Raw genomic sequence first — 19,073 nt, 5'->3', positions numbered from 1 at the left:
GGGGCCCGTCAGCGTGCCAGGCGGTGCTTGTCCCGGTCGGCGTCGACGAGGGTGACGGCGGCCAGCCCGCCCAGCAGGAGCACGACCCCGGAGACCAGGACGGCGGTGCCGTACCCGGCGGTGCCCTGGGTGTCGACGAGGCGGCCGACCAGGATGGGGGCGATCAGGCCCGCGGTGGTCACGACCCCGTTCATGAGGCCGAGGGCGCCACCACGGCGCTCGGCCGGGGCGAGTTCGGCCACGGTCGTGACCGCGATGCTCGCCATCACCCCGCAGATACCGAACCCGGCGATCAGGAGCAGCACGGTGAGCGGGCCGCCGTGGCTGGCGGTCAGGGCCAGGCAGCCGGCCGCGCTGACGATGAGGGTGATGCCGCCGACCCGGGCGCGGGCCCAGCGGCTGGTGATCCCGCGCCGCAGCAGCCATCCGGTCAGCCCGGCCTGGGCCAGCAGCGCCACCGCGTTGACGGCCCAGAGCAGCGCCACCAGGTTCGCCGAGGTGGTGGTGGAGTAGGCCAGCCCGTCGTGCAGGTACGAGGGCAGCCACGCCACCACGAGGGCAACCATCCAGTAGGTGCTGAAGTAGGCGGCGGTGACGCCGATCCAGGAGCGGGTTCCGAGGATGCGACGGTAGCTGACGTTGCCCCGGGCGGGCTCGGAGCCGGTCGCGGCCGCCACGGGTGCGTCGGTCTCGGTGCCGACCGCGTGTGTGCCCTCCCCGCCGGCGAAGGCCCACACCAGCGCCCACAGCGCGCCGGCGACGGCGACCACGGCGAACGCTGCTCGCCAGCCGTGCTCGGCGACCACCCAGGTCAGCCCGGGAGCGGCGATCACTACGCCGAGCGTGGTGCCGGCGGTGATAAGGGCGCTGGGCAGGTTGCGCCGCTGGTCGGGGAACCAGGACAGGGCGGTCTGCTGGGCGACGGGGAAGGCGGGCCCTTCCGCGGCGCCGAGCACGATCCGGGAAGCGAACAGCATGGCGACGCCCGCGCCGAGCGCCATGGGCGCCTGGGACACCGACCAGAGAGCGACCATCCCCAGCAGCAGCCACCGGGGCGGAATCCGGTCGGCGAGCAGCCCGCCGACGGCACCGAAGATGGAGAAGAGCAGGAAGAAGGCGCTGTTGGCGATACCGAACTGGGTCGCGGACAGGCCCAGGTCGTCCCGGATCGGCTCGGCCGCCAGACCCAGGATGGACTTGTCGGCGAAGTTGATCATCATGAAGACGACGAGCAGGGCGGTGACGGTCCAGGCGCGGCGCCGGCTGTCACGCGTCCTCCCGGATGGGCATGCGGGCGTTGCGGGTGCGACTTCGGTGTCGGTCACGGTGGCTCCGCGGAGGCTGCAGGGGTGGGGCGAGCCGGACGGTTCAGGAGAGCGGGACGCCCGTGTGACCTCCGGCACGCGACATTCGTTACGGGCAGTATCGTTATTGGCGAACGCCGGGGCAAGGGCCTGCGCCAGAAAACCCGAAAGCCCAGGTCGCGGGAGCGGGTCAGGCCGGCGAGCCCACCGCGCGGGCGACCAGGTCGGCCACGTCCGCAGCGAAGCGCTCGTCGGGCAGCTGCTGCTCGATCACCAGGCGGAAGATCATCGGTGCCGCCACCAGCGTGGCCGCGGTCCGGACGTCGACCCCGGCACGCACATCACCGCGGGCGATCCCGCGCTCCAGGATCTTCCGCGTCTCACCCATGATTCGAGTGACATACCGCTGGTACGCGCCGCGCACCTCGCCACCCTCCTCCGACGCGGCGATCAGGCCCGCCAGCAACCGGGCCGTCCCCGGGATCCGGTAGGCCTCCAGACGCGCGTCCAGCACCGCCCGCAGTTCGGCGCGGAAGTCTCCCAGATCCGGCACGGCGAGCGTCCCGATGCGAGTCTCGGCCGCCGCGATGAGCAGATCGTGCTTGCCCGGCCAGCGCCGGTAGATGGCGGGCTTGCTCACTCCGGCGCGAGCGGCCACTGCGTCCATGGTTACGGCGTCCAGGCCCTTCTCAGCCACCAGGTCCAGCACCGCCGACAGGACCGCGCCGGTGACGCGCTCCTCCCGGGGACGCCCCGGCCCTCGCTCCACCCGACTCACCCGCACACCGGCCATCCCAAAAGCCTACGGGCGAGGCCGTCCCATGCTCGCGGGGAGCCGACCCATCCTGGCTGAAGTGGCTCAGGACACCTCGTCACGTGGCGCCCGCGTCAACCCGCGCCGATGAGCCATCGCGCGTCGATCTGCTCAGCGCGGGCGGGAGGCTGATCAGCTGTTCGCCGCCTTCTGACTCGGGGTCGCCGCAGCAGCCGAGCCGGCCCCGGCCATCACGGCGTCACGATCCCGAAATTCGGGTCAGGCGCGTCGAGGTGGCCGAGCAGGCGCTTGAGGGCGTCGATCTCGCCGTCGTACGCGATGCCGCCGAGGCCATGGCCGGCCAGCATGCCCAGCAGGTCCCGCTTGGTCAGGGAGAGGCTCAGGTCGGGTTGCCCAGCCGGCACGTTCTGCTGCTGGAGGAGCACCCCGTTGCGCAACGTCGTCCGATACGACTCACCCAGGTCGGTGAACGTCCAGTCGATGACGATCGTGTCGTGCCAGGCCTTCGGCGCATCGACCCGGATCGCCAGAGTGTCGAAGATCTGCTCGACCGACAGCACCGCGGCCATTCCGGCGCCGAGGTCGACCGGCGTGATCTTGGGCCCGTACCGCAGCTCCTGCGCGCCGGTGAGGTAGAAGTTGCGCCAGACGCCGTTCTCCGACGTGTACGCGAGCCTCTCGTACACCTGCGCCAACAGTTCCTTCGCGTCGCCGTGATGAGGGTCGGCGAAGACGGCGTGCTGCAGCAGTTGCGCGGCGAACCGCGGGTCCCCGCCAGCCAGGTAGTCGCCCGCCTTCGTCAGGACCGCCTCGACACCGCCGAGGCAGTCGACGTACCGCTTGGCGGTCTCGACCGGCGGGTGCTGCCACAGGTTGGCCGGGTTGCCGTCGAACCAGCCGAGATACCGCTGGTAGATGGCCTTGACGTTGTGCGACACCGACCCGTAGTAGCCGCGCGCGTGCCACGCCGTGCCCAGGGCCGGCGGCAGCTGGATCATCTCGGCGATCTCGCTCCCGGTGTGGCCCTGGTTGGCCAGCCGCAGCGTCTGGTCGTGCAGATAGGCGTACAGGTCACGCTGTTCGGACAGGAACCGCATCATGTTGTCGTGGCCCCAGGTGGGCCAGTGGTGCGAGGCGAACAGCACGTCCGCCTGGCCGTCGAACATGGTGATCGCCTCGGTCAGGTACCGCGACCAGATCCGGGCGTCGCGTACCAGCGCACCGCGCAGGGTCAGCACGTTGTGCATGGTGTGCGTGGCGTTCTCGGCCATGCACAGGGCGCGGCGGTCGGGGAACAGGAAGTTCATCTCCGCCGGCGCCTCGGTACCCGGCGTCAGCTGGAACACCATGCGCACGCCGTCGATGGTCTCCTCCTGCCCGGTGCGTGTGATGTGGACAGTGGGCGGAAACAGCGACACGGTTCCCGTGGAGGAGGCCAGCCCCAGTCCGAACCCGACCTGCCCGGCCGGCCCGGTCGGCAGCGTCGCTCCGTACATGAACCCCGCCCGGCGGGTCATCGCCGTGCCGGCGTACACGTTCTCCGCCACGGCGTGCTCCATGAAACCCACCGGCGCGAGGATCGGGACGTTGCCGTCGGTGACGCCGGCAACACCACCGAAGTGATCGGCGTGGGAGTGGCTGTAGATCACCGCGGTGACGGGACGGTCGCCGCGCTGGGCTCGGTACAGGCCGAACGCCGCCGCAGCGGTCTCCACGCTCAACAGCGGATCGATGATGATCACCCCGCTGTCGCCTTCGATGATCGTCATGTTTGAGATGTCCAGGCCACGTACCTGGTAGATGCCCTCGGCGACCTCGTACAGGCCCTGACGGGCGCACAGCCGGCTCTGCCGCCACAAGCTCGGATTCACCGTGTCCGGACAGTCGGCTGCGAGGAAGGACCATGAGTCGGCGTCCCACACGACCCGCCCGTCCGAAGCCGTGACGACACCAGGCGTGAGCGCCGAGACGAAGCCCCGGTCGGCGTTGTCGAAATCGGTCCGATCACCGAAGTCGAGTCCGTTGTTCATCGCCTACCTCCGCACGGATATGTCTGGGTATGTCTTTCAGACCCGGGTCGGGTCGGGAGGGGCACGTCTGCCCGGAATCGGCTGCCGGCCTTCTCGAATGCCCTGAAGCGGGCGGGCACGCCGTGCCCGCAACCCGTCCGGGTATCCGTCGCGGCCGCGCCCCGCCTGACGATCACGGAGCCGGGTGGTCGGCTGATGACGGCGCGCAGCCGGCCGTGCGCAGCGCCGCCGGGGCACCCGCCGAGACAGCGGGCCTGACCGGCGCGACCGGGGCCAAGCGCTGATACGCCGAGCCCAACGCGGGCCGGAGGTCAGGCTCGCCGCGGTTGGGCCACAACGACATGGCACGCTCGGCCTGAGCGGTGATGGTCAACGACGGGTTCACGCCGAGGTTCGCCGACACGGTCGAGCCGTCGGCGACGTGGATCCCCGGGTGCCCGTACAGCCGATGGTACGCGTCGACGACGCCGGTCTCGGGAGAGTCGCCGATCGGGCAGCCGCCGATGAAGTGGGCCGTCATCGGGATGTTCGCGATCTCCCCGATCGTGCCTCCCGCAATGCCGTCAATCTTGGCGGCGACCCGGTGAGCGACGTCGTTGGCGGCGGGGATCCAGCTCGGGTTCGGCTCGCCGTGGCCCGGGCCGGAGGTGAGCTTGTAGCGACCCAGCAGGCTCTTGCGCCCGCGGACGGTGATGGAGTTGTCCAGCGCCTGCATCACCAGCAGGATGATCGTCTTCTCGGACCAGCTCCTCGGCGAGAACCAGGTCCACTGCCGGGGCTGGGTGAGCAGCGTCTGCAGCCACGTTACCCAGCGGGGCCGGCCCTGGTCGCCGTCGGTGAGCGCGGCCTGCAACAGGGCCATCGCGTTGCTGCCCTTGCCGTAGCGCACCGGCTCGATGTGCGTGTGCTCGTCGAGGTGGATCGACGAGGTGATCGCGACGCCGCGGGTGTAGGCGGGGTTCTTCGCACGAGCCTTGGCGCTCAGGATGGACTCGGAGTTGGTCCGGCTCAGCTGACCCAGTCTGGCGGAGATGTGCGGCAGCGACCCGGTGTCGCGCAGGCGGTGCAGCAGCTTCTGGGTGTTGTAGGTGCCGGCCGAGAAGACCACGTGCGCGGCGGTGAAGGTGCGCCTGTGCCGCTTACGGCGGACGGACTTGCCCGTCGACACCGTGTGCACGGCATACCCGCCGTCCGCGAGCGGCTCGACGTCGAACACCGTGGTCATCGGGTGAATGTCGCAGCCGTTCTGCTCCGCCAGGTACAGGTAGTTCTTGTCCAGGGTGTTCTTAGCGTTGTAGCGGCAACCGGTCATGCAGGAGCCGCACTCGATGCAGGTGTTGCGCTTCGGCCCGGCCCCACCGAAGAACGGGTCGTCGACCTCGGCGCCGGGCCGCTGGCCGTCCTCGCGGAAGATCACTCCCACCGGCGTCGGTGTGAACGTGCCCCCGACCCCCAGGTCGTCGGCCACCGACTTGATGACCCTGTCGGCTTCGGTGACGGTCGGGTTCATGGTGACCCCGAGCATGCGCCGGGCCTGGTCGTAGTGCGGCCCGAGCTCGTCGCGCCAGTCGGTGATGTGAGCCCACTGCGGGTCGGTGAAGAACGGCGCGAGCGGCTCGTACAGAGTGTTGGCGTAGTTGAGCGATCCACCGCCGACGCCCGCACCACCGAGGATCACGACGTCGCGCAGCAGGTGGATCCGCTGGATGCCGTACAGGCCCAGGGCCGGGGCCCACACGAACTTTCGCGCGTCCCAGGAGGTCTTGGGCAGCTCCTCGCTGGTGTAGCGCCGGCCGGCTTCGAGCACCCCGACCCGGTAGTTCTTCTCGGTCAAACGCAGGGCGCAGACGGATCCGCCGAAGCCGGAGCCGATGACGAGCACGTCGTAGTCGTGGGTGGTCATGAGAGGCGTGCCTTCCGCAGGAGGGTCAGAACCGTGGTCAGCGCCCAGGCCCGGTTCGGTGACGCCGGTGAGTCCATCTCCGAGACGAGCCAATACGTTACTCGCAGTATTGTTATTGCAGGTGCGCAAAGCAAGAGGCTGACGGCAGGAGAATTTGCTGTGGTGCGCCAGGACCGGCCCGGGCCGCCCACCAGCCACAGCCCAGGGGGCGTACCGCCCAGGTTCTGGCGGAGCGGTCACCGGGATCCTGCCGGGATCACCCGTACGCGATCTTGCGCGGCGGATCCTTCCGCCTGCGGCGCGAGCACGCGACTCACTGTGCGGCCCGGTGGGCATAGCTGGAACTGCCGTACCGGCCCTGGGCCACGACGAGATCCACGCCCACGACCGTGACGAGATCATCGAGTTCGTCACGGGCGAGTGCGTCTGCGGCCTGCACGGTGGAGCGGCCGGTACCGCGGCACAGATCCAGCCAGCGCGATCGTCATCCCCTGCGGCAGGCGCGGTGGGGACTGCCGGACCCGGGCGATGAGCCACCCGGGCGGGTTGACCCGAGTCCTCCAACGCCAACCGGTCGAGCCGCTGGCCCGGCCGCAAACGGGTCGCGAGAACACGGACGTCGGCCGTAACATCGGCGGGCCGGGGCGGCTCCCAGGTGCGCTTCCTTCTCCTTTCTTCGACTGAATGCAGCGTGCCGACTCTCCGCCCCGGCATCTGTCTGCCGCAGCGGCGCCGACCGCCGGCGCACCAGGCCCGAGGAGGACGCCGCTGATGGACGCGCTCGCGACGATCCTGCTGCGCCGGGCCGGCGCGGTGGCGCTGCCGGCGCCGGCCGCCGCGCCGCCCGCCGACGGCGACGTCTGGGTGGCCAGCCTCGAGGCCGACCTGGCCGCCACGGGCTGGCTGCTCGACGCGGCGATCCGGCGGCGGTTCGCCCTGCTGGACCCGGTGACCCGGATGCGCTGGGCCGACTTCGTCTGCGCGGTCACCGCCGAACTGGTCGGCGCCGACCGGGAACACGTGCCGCTGTTCCGCCGCTTCCCGGACACCCCGGCCGACCCGGACCGGCTCTACGTCGAGCGGCTCATCGTGCATCTGCTGCAGACCGAGGCGGCACCGTGCATCCTCTGCGGGGCCGAGGGCCGGGTCCACCCGCTGGACCCCTGTGGGCACCTGGTCTGCGCGGACTGCTTCGACGCCGACGCGTACACCGCCTGCCCGATCTGCGGGCGACGGCTGACCGCCGGGAACTCCTACCTGCCGCTCGTGGCCGGGGCGGCGCCGCCGGCGTCGTCCACGGCAGCGCCGGTGCGGCTGCGCCGGCTCACCCTGGACCACTCTCCCACCAGCACCGCCGTCCGCCTGCGGGACGACCTGGTGGGGCGGCCCGCAGCGCTCGGCGAGGCCGACCTGGCCGACCTGCGGGCGCTCGTCGCCGCGACCGCACCGGACCGCCTCGACTGGCTGCCGGCGGTGGTGCCCGCCCGGGAGACCCTGGCCGTGGTGATCGCGCAGGCGCTGCACCACACGGCACTCACCGCCGCCCATGAGCGGGTCCTCGCCGAGGCCGCCGCCCGCTGGGGCACGGCCACCGACGTCGCCCGCGCCCTGTGGGTGTACTCGGGCGGGGATCCCGGCCTCGTCCTGCCGCGGCGGCGCCGCGACAACCCGCCGTCGGAAGCGTACCGGCCGGTCGACGAGCCGGCCGTGACCGTCGGCGCGCCGCGGGTACGGGCGCTGCCCCGGCCGCTGCGCCGCACGGTGCTCGCCTTCGTCGGGTCCCTCGACCCGGTCACGGCGGCCGAGGACATGGCACGTCATCCCACCGTCTGGAAGCGGCTCGCCGAGCGGCTGCACCCCTACGAGCGGGTCACCGCGTACCCGGACGCGGCCGTCGCGTTCGCCGCGCTGCGCGGCACCCGTGCCCCGGCCGGCGGCGCGCTGGGCACCGCGATGGTCGCCGCCGGTGAGCGCGCGCCCGAGCGGCTGATCCTGTCCTGGCACACCGACGGCACGGTGTCGGTACGGGTTCGCACCTTCGCCGCACTGGTAGAGCGGGCGATGGCCGACGGGGACGCGGCCGACGCCGCCGCCCTGCTGGTCCAGCGGCCCGGCGACCTGTGGCGGCGGCTCGACCACCTGCTGCGCCTGGCCGGCGACGACCCGGACGCGCAGCGCGTCGTGCTGGACGCCGCGCGGCAGGTCGCGCCCCGGGTGTCGCCGACCGTCCTGGCCGACGCGGCCGCCGCGCTGACCGGCCGCGACGCCACGGTCGCGGTCGTGGAGGCGGTGGAGGTGGCCGCCGACGCGTCGATGGCCGAGGCCGCGCAGGCGGTCGGCGCCCGGCACGTCGGCACGGTCGGTGCCGCGCTGGGGCGCGCGCTGGGGCTGCGGACACGGCGGCCGGCCAGGCCCGCGCCGGTTCGGGGCGCGGAGCCGGGCACGCCGCGGCGCACGTTCTTCCCCAAGGGTGACGTGGTGCGGGCGTGGAGCGCGCCGGAGCGGCGCCGCCCGCTGCCCGCCGACCCGATCGCCGAAATCCGGGCGGGCGTCGACGCCGAACTGGTCGACCGGGCCGGCGGGTTGGACCGGTTCGACGTGGCCGTGTTGGACGCCGTGCTGGGCCGGGTGCCCGCTCCGCGACGCGAACGCGCGGGCTCCGCGCAGCTGACCGGTTGGCCGCGGGGCAGCATCCGCCACCTGCCCGACCTGGACGTGCTTCGGCTCTTCCTGCACTGGACCGACGGCGAGAAGTTCCGGGTCGACCTGGACCTGTCCTGCGCTTTCTACGACCGGGAGTGGACGCCGCGCGGCCACTGTGACTACACCCGGCTGCGGTTCAAGGGACGCGCCGCGGTCCACTCCGGTGACCTGACGTCCGCACCGCCGCCGCTGGGCGCCACCGAGTTCCTCGATCTCGACCGGGCCGCGCTGCTGTCGGCTGGGGTGGAGTGGGCCGTGCCCGTGGTGTTCAGCTACAACGACGTGCCGTTCGAGGCGCTGGACGCCGCGTTCGCCGGCTTCTCCCTGCCGGAGCGGGGTCGCCGGCAGTTCGACCCGGCCCGGGTCGTGCAGCGATTCAACCTGCGCGGCGACTCCCGGTCGCTCGCGCCGCTGGTGCTCAACGTGCGCACCGGCGAGGTGATGTGGATCGACGCGGGCCTGTCGACCGCCGGGTACGGTCACAACGTCGGCGGGTACCGCGCGCGGCTCGGCCGGCTCGCTGCCGACCTGTGGGAACACTTCTGCGCCGGCACCCGCCCGACCCTGCTGGACCTCGCCGCCTGGCACGCCTCGGCGCGGGCCGACCGGATCGTCGTCGCGCACGCGGACGGCACCACCACGCCGGTGCCGGTCGGCCGCGGCGCCGAGACCGTGGCCGCGGTCCGTGCGGCAGCGACCCGCGACACCGGGGACGGCACGTCGCCGCGGCGACAGGCCGCAAAGGCGTTCGTCGCGACGGTGGACCAGGACCGGCTCACGGTGCTCCTCGACGGCGAGGTGGCCGACGGGTCGGCCGCCCTTCTGCTCGACGGGCCGGCCGGGGCGCCGTGGACGCCGGTGTCCGCCGCGGACCTGGCCGCCGGACTCGAGCCGCGGTAGCCGCGGCACCGGCGTCGGTCGGGACCCGTACCTTGGGTGCCGTGGCTACCTTCGCGAGAATGCCGGTCACGGCCCGTACGGTGCGGCTGCTCATGCCGGTGGCCGCGCTGCTGTTCCTTGGCCTCGCACTGCTGATCCGCGTCGTCGACGACGGGGCGCTGCGGCAGTACTCCGGCACCGCGCTGTACGCGTCGATGGTCTGGGCCGGGGTGCTGTTCCTGCGGCCCCGGATGGCGCCGGTGCCGGCCGGGACGCTCGCCACCGTGTTCTGCTGGTTGGTGGAGTGCGCCCAGCTGACCGGGGTGCCGGCCGAACTGTCGGCGCGGAGCCTGGTGGCGAGGCTGGCGCTGGGTGTGCAGTTCGACCCGGTCGACCTGGCCTGGTACCCGGCCGGCGTGGCTCCCCTGGTGGTGCTGCACCACCTGGTGCGCGCTCGGGCCCCTCGGGCGTCGAGCCAGAGAAGTCTCAGTCCCGTCGCGTCGGTGTAGAGCGCCTCGGCGAGCTCCACCCCCGGCGCAGGCGCGCCGGCACGGACAGCGCCATCTTCCCGAGTGGGTGGCGGCTGGCCGGCCGCACTGGCTCGGGTCAGGCGCGCGGTTCGGTCGGCGGGCCCGGCACGTACTCGAGCACGACGGCCCTCAGGTAGCGCGGGCTGGTGGGCAGATCGGCCGCTCCCACCGCGAACATCAGCGGGCTGCCCGGGGTCCCGGTGATCCCGTGCAGGCTCATGCCGACCGCGTCCGTCGGATGCGGCGCGGGCGTACGGACCCAGGCGCCCGTGCTGTACGCGGCGAGCGCCGCGCTCGGCGCCAGCGAGTTCTCGATCAGCCACGGCAGACCGGCCGGGTCAGTCGCCACGTCGGGCAGCGCGCCTCCCGGCGCGTCCCGGAGAATTTCGAAGGCTCCACCGCCGCCGCGCACGGCCAACCCACCGTCGCCGACCGCCCACAGCTCGTCGGATGAGCGACCCGCGAGCGCTTTGAACGAGGACTCCTGTTCGTTGATGCCCACCTGGACGGTACGCCAGCCTGAGCCGTTCCAGTGGAAGAGCAGCGGGCCCTTGAATCCCTGCCACGCGCCGTTGCCGGCGGCCCAGACGTCATCCGAGCGAAAGGCCTTGATCGCGGTGAAGGTGCAGAAGTTCGGCATGCCACCGAAGGACGTGCCACCGGCGCGGCATTCGGCGGGCGACCGGTGCGACCGCCAGGACCGGCCGTCCCACTGCTCGATGATCACCTCGCTCAGCTGATTGCCCACCACCCAGGCCTGTCCATCCACGACGGTGAGTCCGGTGATCAGCGCGTAGCTCTTGCTGTTGCGCCGCGCGAAGGGCACCTCGCGCCAGGCGGTCCCGTCGTAGTGCAGGACGTGCGTCACCTGGTCCTCCGGGCCGGCGGCGGCCGTGCTGCCGACCGCCCAGACGTTCGAGGGCGAGTCGGCCGCGACGAGGTCGAACCGACCGTGCCATGTGATCGCCGGCAGCGCCGCGCGCGCCCAGCGCGTGCCGTCCCACTCGAGGATCAACGGGGTGCCGGTGTCGTTCGGCCGTTCGGGCGAGTAGGCCTCGCTGCCGACGGCCCACGCGTGGGTGGCGTCCACCGACACGACGTCCCAGAGCACGCTGGTCGGCCCGGCCAGCTCCGGCAGGGTGGCCGGGCGCCAGGCCGGTGCCGGCGCGTTGGTGACGACGGCTTCCGGCGACCCGCTGGCGACGGTCGCGGAGGGTCCCGAGGGTGGCGCCGAGGTGCTCGTGCCGGCGCGTTCGCCGGTGCACCCCGACGCCAGCAGGACAGCGGCCAACGTCACGGCAATCTTGCGCATGGCGCCGATGATCGCAGAGCGCCGCCATGCCAGCGGTCCCGTTGATCAACGCGCCATACGGACCTGGATCATGGCGAAGGCTTCAGGTGCGAACCGCACGTCCGGGTGCGGGTACGCGCATCCCAGTCACCGTCCGCGACCAGCGGTTCGCGGCACATGACTTCACCGAGGTCGGAGCAGGCCACGTTCGGCCATGAAGACTCGCAACGTCTCGGCGTCCTCGGCGGACATCAAGCTGCGTGGGATCACGGTCGCCGGCATCCGGCCGACGTACACGATCCAGAACCCCGCGGTGTCCCTCACCTGGGCGACCCCGTCCCAGGCGATGCCGCCGGACTCCGACCCGCTGCGCATCATGATGTTGTCGTCGGTGATGTCGTAGGCGCCCTCGACAGCGTAACGACTGGAGCGGCGCCGGGCGCGCATCCGCACCCACGGCGAGTACAGCATCGACAGCAGGCCACCCACGACCATCGCGAGGTACAGCGGCGAGAGCTTGTCGCCCCATCCGAACCCCCGCGAGAGGGCGAAACCGATCGCCCCGACCGCCGCCAGCACCGCGCCGATGTATCCGTACCTGCGCAGCCGAACACTGCTGAGCGCAGCGGCCACGCGGCCCGGGTAGGTGGGATCGGCGGGGACGTCGAAGCGGATGTGCACGCCACAACGATAGTGCTGGGATGTTCCGCGACGAACTGCACAGCAGCCAACGTCCCTGACCGCCGGCGCCGCGATCTGCACGCACGCAGTGCGGCCTGCCCGAACGCAGGTCGGGCGTGGATCAGCCCCCGCCGTCGTTGCGGCCGTGAGCGGGGGCCCCGGGACGGGGCGGAGCGTTTGCCTGGGTACGCCTCGGGCATTCGCGCTGCGGAGCACGGCGGTCAGCGGGAAGCGGGTCGTGACGCTCCACAGCCCGGCCGGTCAGGCGATCCGGAAGGACGACGACGGCACCGACATCGAGCGCCTGATGGGCAAACGGGACGGGAAGAACGACGGCCACTGATCAGGGATGGATTTCCCGACTGAGCCCGACCAGGTCGGCAGGAACCTGAAGAGCAGCCGTCAGGGCGGCGGGGACGCATCGGTCTACAACAAGGGGCGTACGGGGCATGCGGGGCAGCGTCGCGGTGGAGCCGAAGGTGACCGGCGGCGAGTCGGCGGGGCTGGCCGACGTGGTCTGGGAGAACGCGCGGCGGAAACCGGATACCGTGCAGTTTCTGCGCCCGGACCCGGACATCCGTTCGTGGCCCGCCCAGCAGTCCTCCGTCGGCGACGCGGGGGCGGTGACCTGCCGACAGTTCCGCGACGACGTGGTCGCGTTGGCGCGAGGGCTCATCGCGGCAGGGGTCGCGCCAGGCGCCCGGGTGGCGTTGATGAGCCGCACCCGCTACGAGTGGACCCTGGTCGACTATGCGGTGTGGACGATCGGCGCGGTGACCGTTCCGGTGTACGACACCTCGAGCGCCGAACAGCTGGCCTGGATCCTGGCCGACTCCGGCGCGGTGGCGTGCGTGGTGGAGACACCCGAGCACGCCGCGATGCTGACCGGCGTGCGCGACGGACTGCCCGAGCTGGGGCAGGTGTGGCAGATCGACGCCGGCGACCTGGTACAGGTGGCGGGCCGGGGCCGGGCCGTCGACGACGAGCAGGTGGAGGCCCGCCGAGGCGCGGTGTCGGGCGCGGACGTGGCGACGATCGTCTACACCAGCGGGACCACGGGCCGGCCGAAGGGCTGCGTCCTGACGCACCGCAACATCGGCCTCGACGTCGGCAACGCGGTCGCGGCCCTGCCGGAACTGTTCCACGAGAGGGCGTCGACGGTGCTCTTCCTGCCGTTGGCGCACGCGTTCGCCCGGATGATCCAGGTGGGGATGGTGCAGACCCGGGCGACGATGGTGCACAGCGCCAGCATGAGCGGCGTCATGGATCAGCTACGCCGCTACCGGCCCACGTTCGTCCTCGCGGTGCCGCGAGTGTTCGAGAGGATGTACAACCGGGCGCAGCAGAAGGCCATCGAGAAGCACCAGGGTCGCCTCTTCGCCCTGGCCGACCGGGTGGCCGTGCGGTACAGCCGGGCACTCGACCGCCCGTCCGGCCCCGGCCGGATGCTCCGGCTGGCGCGGCAAATCTTCGACCTGCTGGTCTACCGGAAGCTGCGGGCGGCGCTCGGCGGGCGATGCCGCGTCGCGATCGTCGGCGGCGCCCCGCTCGGTGAGCGGCTCGGACATTTCTTCCGTGGGGCCGGCCTGACGCCGCTGGAGGGGTACGGGCTGACCGAGACCTCCCCGGCACTGGCGGCGAACCGGCCGTCGGCGATGCGGATCGGCACCGTCGGCCGGCCGCTGCCCGGCGTGGAGTTGGCGATCGCCGATGACGGCGAGATCCTCGCCCGCGGCGACGTCGTGTTCCAGGGTTACTGGAACAACCCGTCCGCCACCCGCGCGGCGTTCACCGCCGACGGCTGGTTCCGCACCGGCGACCTCGGCAGCCTCGACGAGGACGGTTATCTGCGCATCACGGGACGCACCAAGGAGATCCTCGTGACCGCGGCCGGCAAGCACGTCGTGCCCGCACCGATGGAGGATCGGGTACGCGCGGACCCGCTGGTCAGCAACTGCATGCTCGTCGGCGACGCCAAGCCGTACGCCGCCGCGCTGATCACCATCGAGCCGCAGGCATGGCAGCGGTGGCGGACCGCTCACGGTCACCCGGGCGCCTCGGTGGCGGAGCTGCGCGACGACCCCGCCCTGCGCGGCGACATCCAGGCCGTGGTCGACCGGGTGAACAGCTCGGTCTCCAAGGCGGAGGCGATCAAGACCTTCCGCATCCTGCCGGACGACTTCACCGAGGCCAACGGGGAGCTCACCCCCACCTTGAAGATCAAGCGAGAGGTGGTGGAGCGGCACCGCGCCGCCGATATCGAAGCCCTCTACGCCGGCCACTAGGGGCGCACCACATCCTGCTGGCACATGGCACCATCGTCGGATGACGTGGACTGCCCCTGATGTGAGCCGTCCCAGTGACATCCTCCTCGCACCGGAGGCCGTTCACCTTCGGAATCTTCTCGACTGGCATCGCGCGACGCTGCTTCACAAGTGCGCTGGCCTTGACGCCGAACAGCTGGCGCGGACGCCATTGGCCTTCACGAACCTTTCGCTCCTCGGTCTGCTCCGGCACATGGCCAAAGTGGAGCGGACGTGGTTTCGGACGCTCTTCCGCGGCGAACCGTTGGAGACGCTCTACTCCACGGCGGAGTGGCGCGATGCCGACTTCGAGGGCATCGACCCGGCGAGTGCGCAGTCCGACTATGCCCTTCTGATCGACGAGACAGAACTCGCCCGCAAGGCCGTGGCAACTGCTTCGATGGACGACACCTTCGCCTTTCCCGACGAGGACGTGGCGTCGCTGCGCTACGTGTACCTGCAGGTGATCGCTGAGTACGCCCGCCACAACGGGCACGCCGACCTGCTGCGGCAAGCCATCGACGGAGCGAAGGGCGTCTGAGAGCCCCGGGCGGTGGCGGCTGATGTCGCGGGCCCTGGCGAAGTTGCCCGTGGCAGTAGTGTCCGTGGCGTGGCCACGTTCCTCGTCCTGCTTCGCCGATCCGGCCCTCGGTGGGACCCGTCACGGCCCATGCAAGAGCAGTCCGACTGGCCCGCGCACGCGGCGTTCATGGACGAGCTGGTGAATGCGGGCTTCGTCGTCCTCGGCGGGCCGCTGGCAGACGAGCACAGGGTGGTGCTCGTCGTCGACGCCGAGTCTGAAGATCTTGTCCGCGCTGCCCTCGCCCGCGATCCGTGGAGCGAGACGCATCTACGGGTCGACAGTGTGGAGCCGTGGACGATCCGGCTCGATGGACGGCGTGGGTAGCACGGTTCCTGCTTCACCGCGGCCAGCCGGGACAACGCGGAGGGAATCCCGCAACCCGAGGGGCCACTTTCGTCCGAGTCGGAGGAAAGTTTGGTCGGTGCATTCGAAAGCTATAGACATGTGGACATGTCTTTTGTAGCGTCGGCCAACATGATGGTGTTACGCCCTGGTTAACCGCCACGTCGGCCGCGCCTCGGCGCTGACACGAAGCGGCTGTTGGCAGCCGGCTAGCACCCGAACGCCGTCCGTCCCCTACCCAGTCCTCGCCCGTTCCGTACCTGACTTCGACTGCGACGCCATCGGCAACCCGCCCGGCGCCGCGGTAGCGGTGTGCGCGCGACGGGCGACTCCGCCATGTCCACATATCCGTCCCGTCCACGAAGGAGCCGTTGCCCGCTCCCCTCGACCTGCCCCGACCAGTCCCCAGCACAAGGAGAGGCAGATGAAGAGACGACTCGCGCTCGCCGTAGCAGGTCTGACGACCACGGCACTCGTCGCCACCCCCACCGTCGCGATGGCCGCACCCGGCCCGACCGCCGCGCCGCCGGACAGCGACTTCCAGAAGGTGACTCTCAACGACAACCCGGGCGAGCCGATGGACCTCGCGGTGCTGCCCGACCGCCGGGTGCTGCACGTGACCCGCGCGGGTGAGGTCCGGCTGCACGACCCGGACACCGGCCGCAACACGATCGCCGCGACCCTGGACGTCTACCGGCACGACGAGGAGGGCCTGCAGAACGTCGCGATCGACCCGAACTTCGGCAAGGCCGGCAACAACTGGGTCTACCTGTACTACTCCCCACCCATGAACACCCCGGTCGACGACCCGTCGACGCCGAACGTCAACGAGGGCGACGCACCGGCCTGGGGCACCGCCGCGGACTTCGCGAAGTTCAAGGGCGCCCTCCGGCTGTCCCGCTTCCGGCTGGTCAAGGACAAGCTGGACCTCACCACCGAGCAGCAGATCCTCGAGGTACCGGTCGACCGGGGCATCTGCTGCCATGTCGGCGGCGACATCGGCTTCGACGCCCAGGGCAACCTGTACCTGTCCACCGGCGACGACACCAACCCCTTCGAGTCCGGCGGCTACGCGCCGCTGGACGAGCGGCCGGGCCGAAACCCGGCGTACGACGCGCAGCGCACCTCGGCCAACACCAACGACCTGCGCGGCAAGATCCTGCGCATCAAGGTCGGCGCCAACGGCGGCTACAGCATCCCGGACGGGAACCTGTTCCCGCAGGGCACGGCCGGCACCCGTCCGGAGATCTACCTGATGGGCCTGCGCAACCCGTTCCGGATCGAGCTGAACCGCGAGACCGGCGACCTGTATGTCGCCGACTACTCGCCGGACGCGCGCCAGGCGGATCCGCTGCGCGGGCCGGCCGGGCACGGCAAGTGGCTCGCCGCCCGCGAGGCCGGCAACTACGGGTGGCCCTACTGCGCCACCGCGCAGCTGCCGTACACCGACTACGACTTCGCGACGGGCGTTTCCGGGGCGCCGTTCAACTGCTCCGCGCCGGTCAACGAGTCGCCGCACAACACGGGCCTGCGGGAACTGCCGCCGGTGGCGCAGCCGCAGGTGTGGTACACCTACGGCCAGTCGGCGCAGTTCCCCGAGCTGGGCACCGGCGGCATCGGCCCGATGGCCGGGCCGGCGTACCAGTTCAGCCCGCCGGCGACGCAGGGGCGCGCGCCGGTGGCGTGGCCGGCCTACTACGACGGTGTCCCGCTTCTCGCCGAGTGGACCCGCGACTATGTGAAGGGCTTGCGGCTGGACGCCGACGGTGATCTGACCGGAATCGAGCCGGTGCTGCCGTCGATCACGTTCGACAACCCGATGGACCTGGAGTTCGGTCCGGACGGGGCGCTCTACGTGCTGGAGTACGGCGACGGCTACTTCAGTGAGAACCCGGACGCGCAGCTGGCCCGGATCGACTACACCGGCTGGACGGGCAACCACACCCCCGCGCCCCAGGTCTCGGCCACGCCCACCGCCGGGCTCGCACCGCTGACCGTCACGTTCTCCAGCGACGGCACCACGGACTACGACGGCGACCGGCTGAAGTACGCGTGGGACTTCGACAACGACGGCCAGGTCGACTCGCGCGCGGCCAACCCGACGTTCACGTACCGGGACAACGGGCTCTACAACGCCACCCTGCGGGTGAGCGACCCCGGTGGGCTCTCGGCCGCGGCGTCGGTGCGGGTGGTGGTCGGCAACGCCCCGCCGGTGGTGGAGCTGGTCAAGCCGGTCGCGGGCCAGCCCTTCGCCTTCGGCGACACCGTGCAGTTCGAGGTACGGGTGACCGACGACCAGGCGGTGGACTGCTCCCGGGTCAGCGTCACGTACATCCTCGGCCACGACACCCACGGGCACCCGCAGACCACCGCGAACGGCTGCACCGGCTCGATCCAGACGACGGTGCCGTCCGGTCACGACCCGGCGACCGACCACCTGACCGGGGTGTTCGTCGCGTCCTACACCGACCCCGGCGGTGACGGCCTGCCGTCCCTGACCGGCACCGACGAGGTCGTCCTCGTCCCCAGCGCATAACGTTCGAGAAGGAGAGACCATGTGTTACGGACACGACGGGATGGCCGCGCTGCGGCGCTCCGTTGACCGACGCAGCCTGCTTCGCGGCACACTGGCCGCCGCCGCCGGCATCGGGCTCGCGTCGTCCGGCCTCGGCGCGACGGCCGCGACGGCCACCGCCCACCGGACCGGACGCCACCACGTACCCCCGGGCCTGATCAGCATCCAGCTGTGGACCGTACGCGACGCCCTGTGGGGTGCGCCCGGCTACGACGCCACCCTCACCCACCTGGCCCGGATCGGATATCCGCGCGTGGAGCTGGCGCTCGGCTACTTCGGTCGGACCGCCGCCCAGCTGCGCCAGTTCCTGGACGGCATCGGCATCCGGGCCAGCTCCAGCCACGACGGGATCAGCGGCACCCCCGCGGAACTGGAGCAGAAGATCCAGAACGCGGTCACCCTGGGCCAGCAGTTCATGGTGGTGCCGTACCTGTACTCCGAGAGCGCGGACGACTGGAAGCGCTGGGCGGAGCAGATGAACGTTGAAGCCGCCGCGGCACGGGCAGCCGGCCTGCGCTACGGCTACCACAACCACGCCCACGAGTTCACCATCGACCTCGGTGGCGGCAGGCGGCCCTGGGACGTGCTCACCGCCGAACTCGACCCGGAACTCGTGCACCTGGAGGTCGACCTCTACTGGGCGGTCACCGGCGGCATCAACTCCGGTGACGGCGTCGCGGATCCCGAGGGCTTCACCCTGGACGTCATCCGCTCCGCGCCGCAGCGCGTCCTGCAGTACCACGTCAAGGACCGGGACGAGACCACCGGCGACATGGCCGACCTGGGCACCGGGACGATCGACTTCGCCCGGATCTTCCGCGAGCACTCGGTCCTGGAGTACATCGTCGAGAACGACACCCCCGACGTGACGCCGCAGCAGACGGCCGAGATCGGCTACCGCTACCTGCGCAAGCTGCGGTTCTGAGCAACCGCCGGAAGGAGTGCTGACGGGCACCAGGGCCGGGCGGCCGAAATGCCGGCCCTGGTGCCCGACCGCCATTTGTCGTCGACATCAACCGACCGCGATAACCACTCCCTCCTGGCGAGGAGAGTGGTTATCGGCACGCCATGAAACGGGGGCAATAAATGCTGAGGCGTCGAATGAGGGTGCTGTCGCAATATTGACCCACCAAAATTGATCTCGTAGGGTTCAGGTCACGTGGAAAGCGCTTTC

Annotated in this window: 13 protein-coding genes; 7 read left to right on the top strand and 6 right to left on the bottom strand. The window is 71.3% G+C overall.

Annotated features, from left to right (window positions below; all coding sequences use genetic code 11):
• Nucleotides 1-8 precede the first annotated feature (8 nt).
• The 4 genes from IEY96_RS10895 to IEY96_RS10880 all read right to left on the bottom strand — a co-directional run bounded on the left by IEY96_RS10895 (nucleotide 9) and on the right by IEY96_RS10880 (nucleotide 6,012).
• Nucleotides 9-1,325: an MFS transporter gene (locus IEY96_RS10895; RefSeq protein WP_229791506.1), complete on the bottom strand. Its 1,317-nt coding sequence runs from the start codon at nucleotides 1,323-1,325 to the stop codon at nucleotides 9-11.
• 169 nt (nucleotides 1,326-1,494) lie between these two features.
• Nucleotides 1,495-2,097, bottom strand: a complete 603-nt coding sequence (locus IEY96_RS10890; RefSeq protein WP_189194678.1) for a TetR/AcrR family transcriptional regulator — start codon at nucleotides 2,095-2,097, stop codon at nucleotides 1,495-1,497.
• A 212-nt stretch (nucleotides 2,098-2,309) separates the two neighbouring features.
• On the bottom strand, nucleotides 2,310-4,109 hold the full coding sequence (locus tag IEY96_RS10885) for an alkyl/aryl-sulfatase (RefSeq protein ID WP_189194677.1): 1,800 nt from the start codon (nucleotides 4,107-4,109) through the stop codon (nucleotides 2,310-2,312).
• A gap of 172 nt (nucleotides 4,110-4,281) precedes the next feature.
• Nucleotides 4,282-6,012 carry a GMC oxidoreductase gene (locus IEY96_RS10880; RefSeq protein WP_189194786.1) on the bottom strand — a complete coding sequence of 577 codons (1,731 nt, stop codon included), beginning with the start codon at nucleotides 6,010-6,012 and terminating at the stop codon, nucleotides 4,282-4,284.
• Between the two features lie 771 nt (nucleotides 6,013-6,783).
• Here IEY96_RS10880 and IEY96_RS10875 point away from each other — a divergent pair.
• Both IEY96_RS10875 and IEY96_RS10870 read left to right on the top strand, forming a co-directional pair.
• The gene (locus IEY96_RS10875) at nucleotides 6,784-9,615 is read left to right on the top strand and encodes an MXAN_6230/SCO0854 family RING domain-containing protein (protein WP_189194676.1); all 2,832 of its coding nucleotides are present in this window, start codon (nucleotides 6,784-6,786) and stop codon (nucleotides 9,613-9,615) included.
• A gap of 59 nt (nucleotides 9,616-9,674) precedes the next feature.
• Complete coding sequence (locus tag IEY96_RS10870; protein ID WP_189194675.1) at nucleotides 9,675-10,103, top strand: ribosomal maturation YjgA family protein; 429 nt, start codon at nucleotides 9,675-9,677, stop codon at nucleotides 10,101-10,103.
• A 97-nt stretch (nucleotides 10,104-10,200) separates the two neighbouring features.
• Here the strand turns inward: IEY96_RS10870 and IEY96_RS10865 are convergent, their stop codons facing one another.
• Together IEY96_RS10865 and IEY96_RS10860 are read right to left on the bottom strand one after the other, a co-directional pair.
• The gene (locus IEY96_RS10865) at nucleotides 10,201-11,436 is read right to left on the bottom strand and encodes a hypothetical protein (RefSeq protein WP_189194674.1); all 1,236 of its coding nucleotides are present in this window, start codon (nucleotides 11,434-11,436) and stop codon (nucleotides 10,201-10,203) included.
• Nucleotides 11,437-11,598: 162 nt separating this feature from the next.
• Nucleotides 11,599-12,096, bottom strand: a complete 498-nt coding sequence (locus IEY96_RS10860; protein WP_189194673.1) for a YcxB family protein — start codon at nucleotides 12,094-12,096, stop codon at nucleotides 11,599-11,601.
• A 449-nt stretch (nucleotides 12,097-12,545) separates the two neighbouring features.
• Here IEY96_RS10860 and IEY96_RS10855 point away from each other — a divergent pair, with 449 nt between their 5' ends.
• The 5 genes from IEY96_RS10855 (at nucleotide 12,546) to IEY96_RS10835 (ending at nucleotide 18,824) form a co-directional block, all read left to right on the top strand.
• Nucleotides 12,546-14,381, top strand: coding sequence for an AMP-dependent synthetase/ligase (locus tag IEY96_RS10855; RefSeq protein ID WP_189194672.1), 1,836 nt, complete (start codon nucleotides 12,546-12,548; stop codon nucleotides 14,379-14,381).
• A gap of 40 nt (nucleotides 14,382-14,421) precedes the next feature.
• Complete coding sequence (locus IEY96_RS10850) at nucleotides 14,422-14,940, top strand: DinB family protein (protein ID WP_189194671.1); 519 nt, start codon at nucleotides 14,422-14,424, stop codon at nucleotides 14,938-14,940.
• A gap of 69 nt (nucleotides 14,941-15,009) precedes the next feature.
• Nucleotides 15,010-15,306 carry a YciI family protein gene (locus tag IEY96_RS10845; RefSeq protein WP_189194670.1) on the top strand — a complete coding sequence of 99 codons (297 nt, stop codon included), beginning with the start codon at nucleotides 15,010-15,012 and terminating at the stop codon, nucleotides 15,304-15,306.
• Between the two features lie 442 nt (nucleotides 15,307-15,748).
• The gene (locus IEY96_RS10840; protein WP_189194669.1) at nucleotides 15,749-17,860 is read left to right on the top strand and encodes a PQQ-dependent sugar dehydrogenase; all 2,112 of its coding nucleotides are present in this window, start codon (nucleotides 15,749-15,751) and stop codon (nucleotides 17,858-17,860) included.
• A 19-nt stretch (nucleotides 17,861-17,879) separates the two neighbouring features.
• Nucleotides 17,880-18,824: a sugar phosphate isomerase/epimerase family protein gene (locus tag IEY96_RS10835; protein ID WP_189194668.1), complete on the top strand. Its 945-nt coding sequence runs from the start codon at nucleotides 17,880-17,882 to the stop codon at nucleotides 18,822-18,824.
• Nucleotides 18,825-19,073: the final 249 nt, after the last annotated feature.

Origin of the sequence: Micromonospora fulviviridis (assembly GCF_014648395.1) — a bacterium.
In the GTDB taxonomy this organism is placed as follows: Bacteria; Actinomycetota; Actinomycetes; order Mycobacteriales; family Micromonosporaceae; genus Micromonospora; species Micromonospora fulviviridis.
The sequence above is the reverse complement of the archived record's forward strand: the minus strand, read 5'-3'. Positions and strand labels throughout refer to the sequence as shown.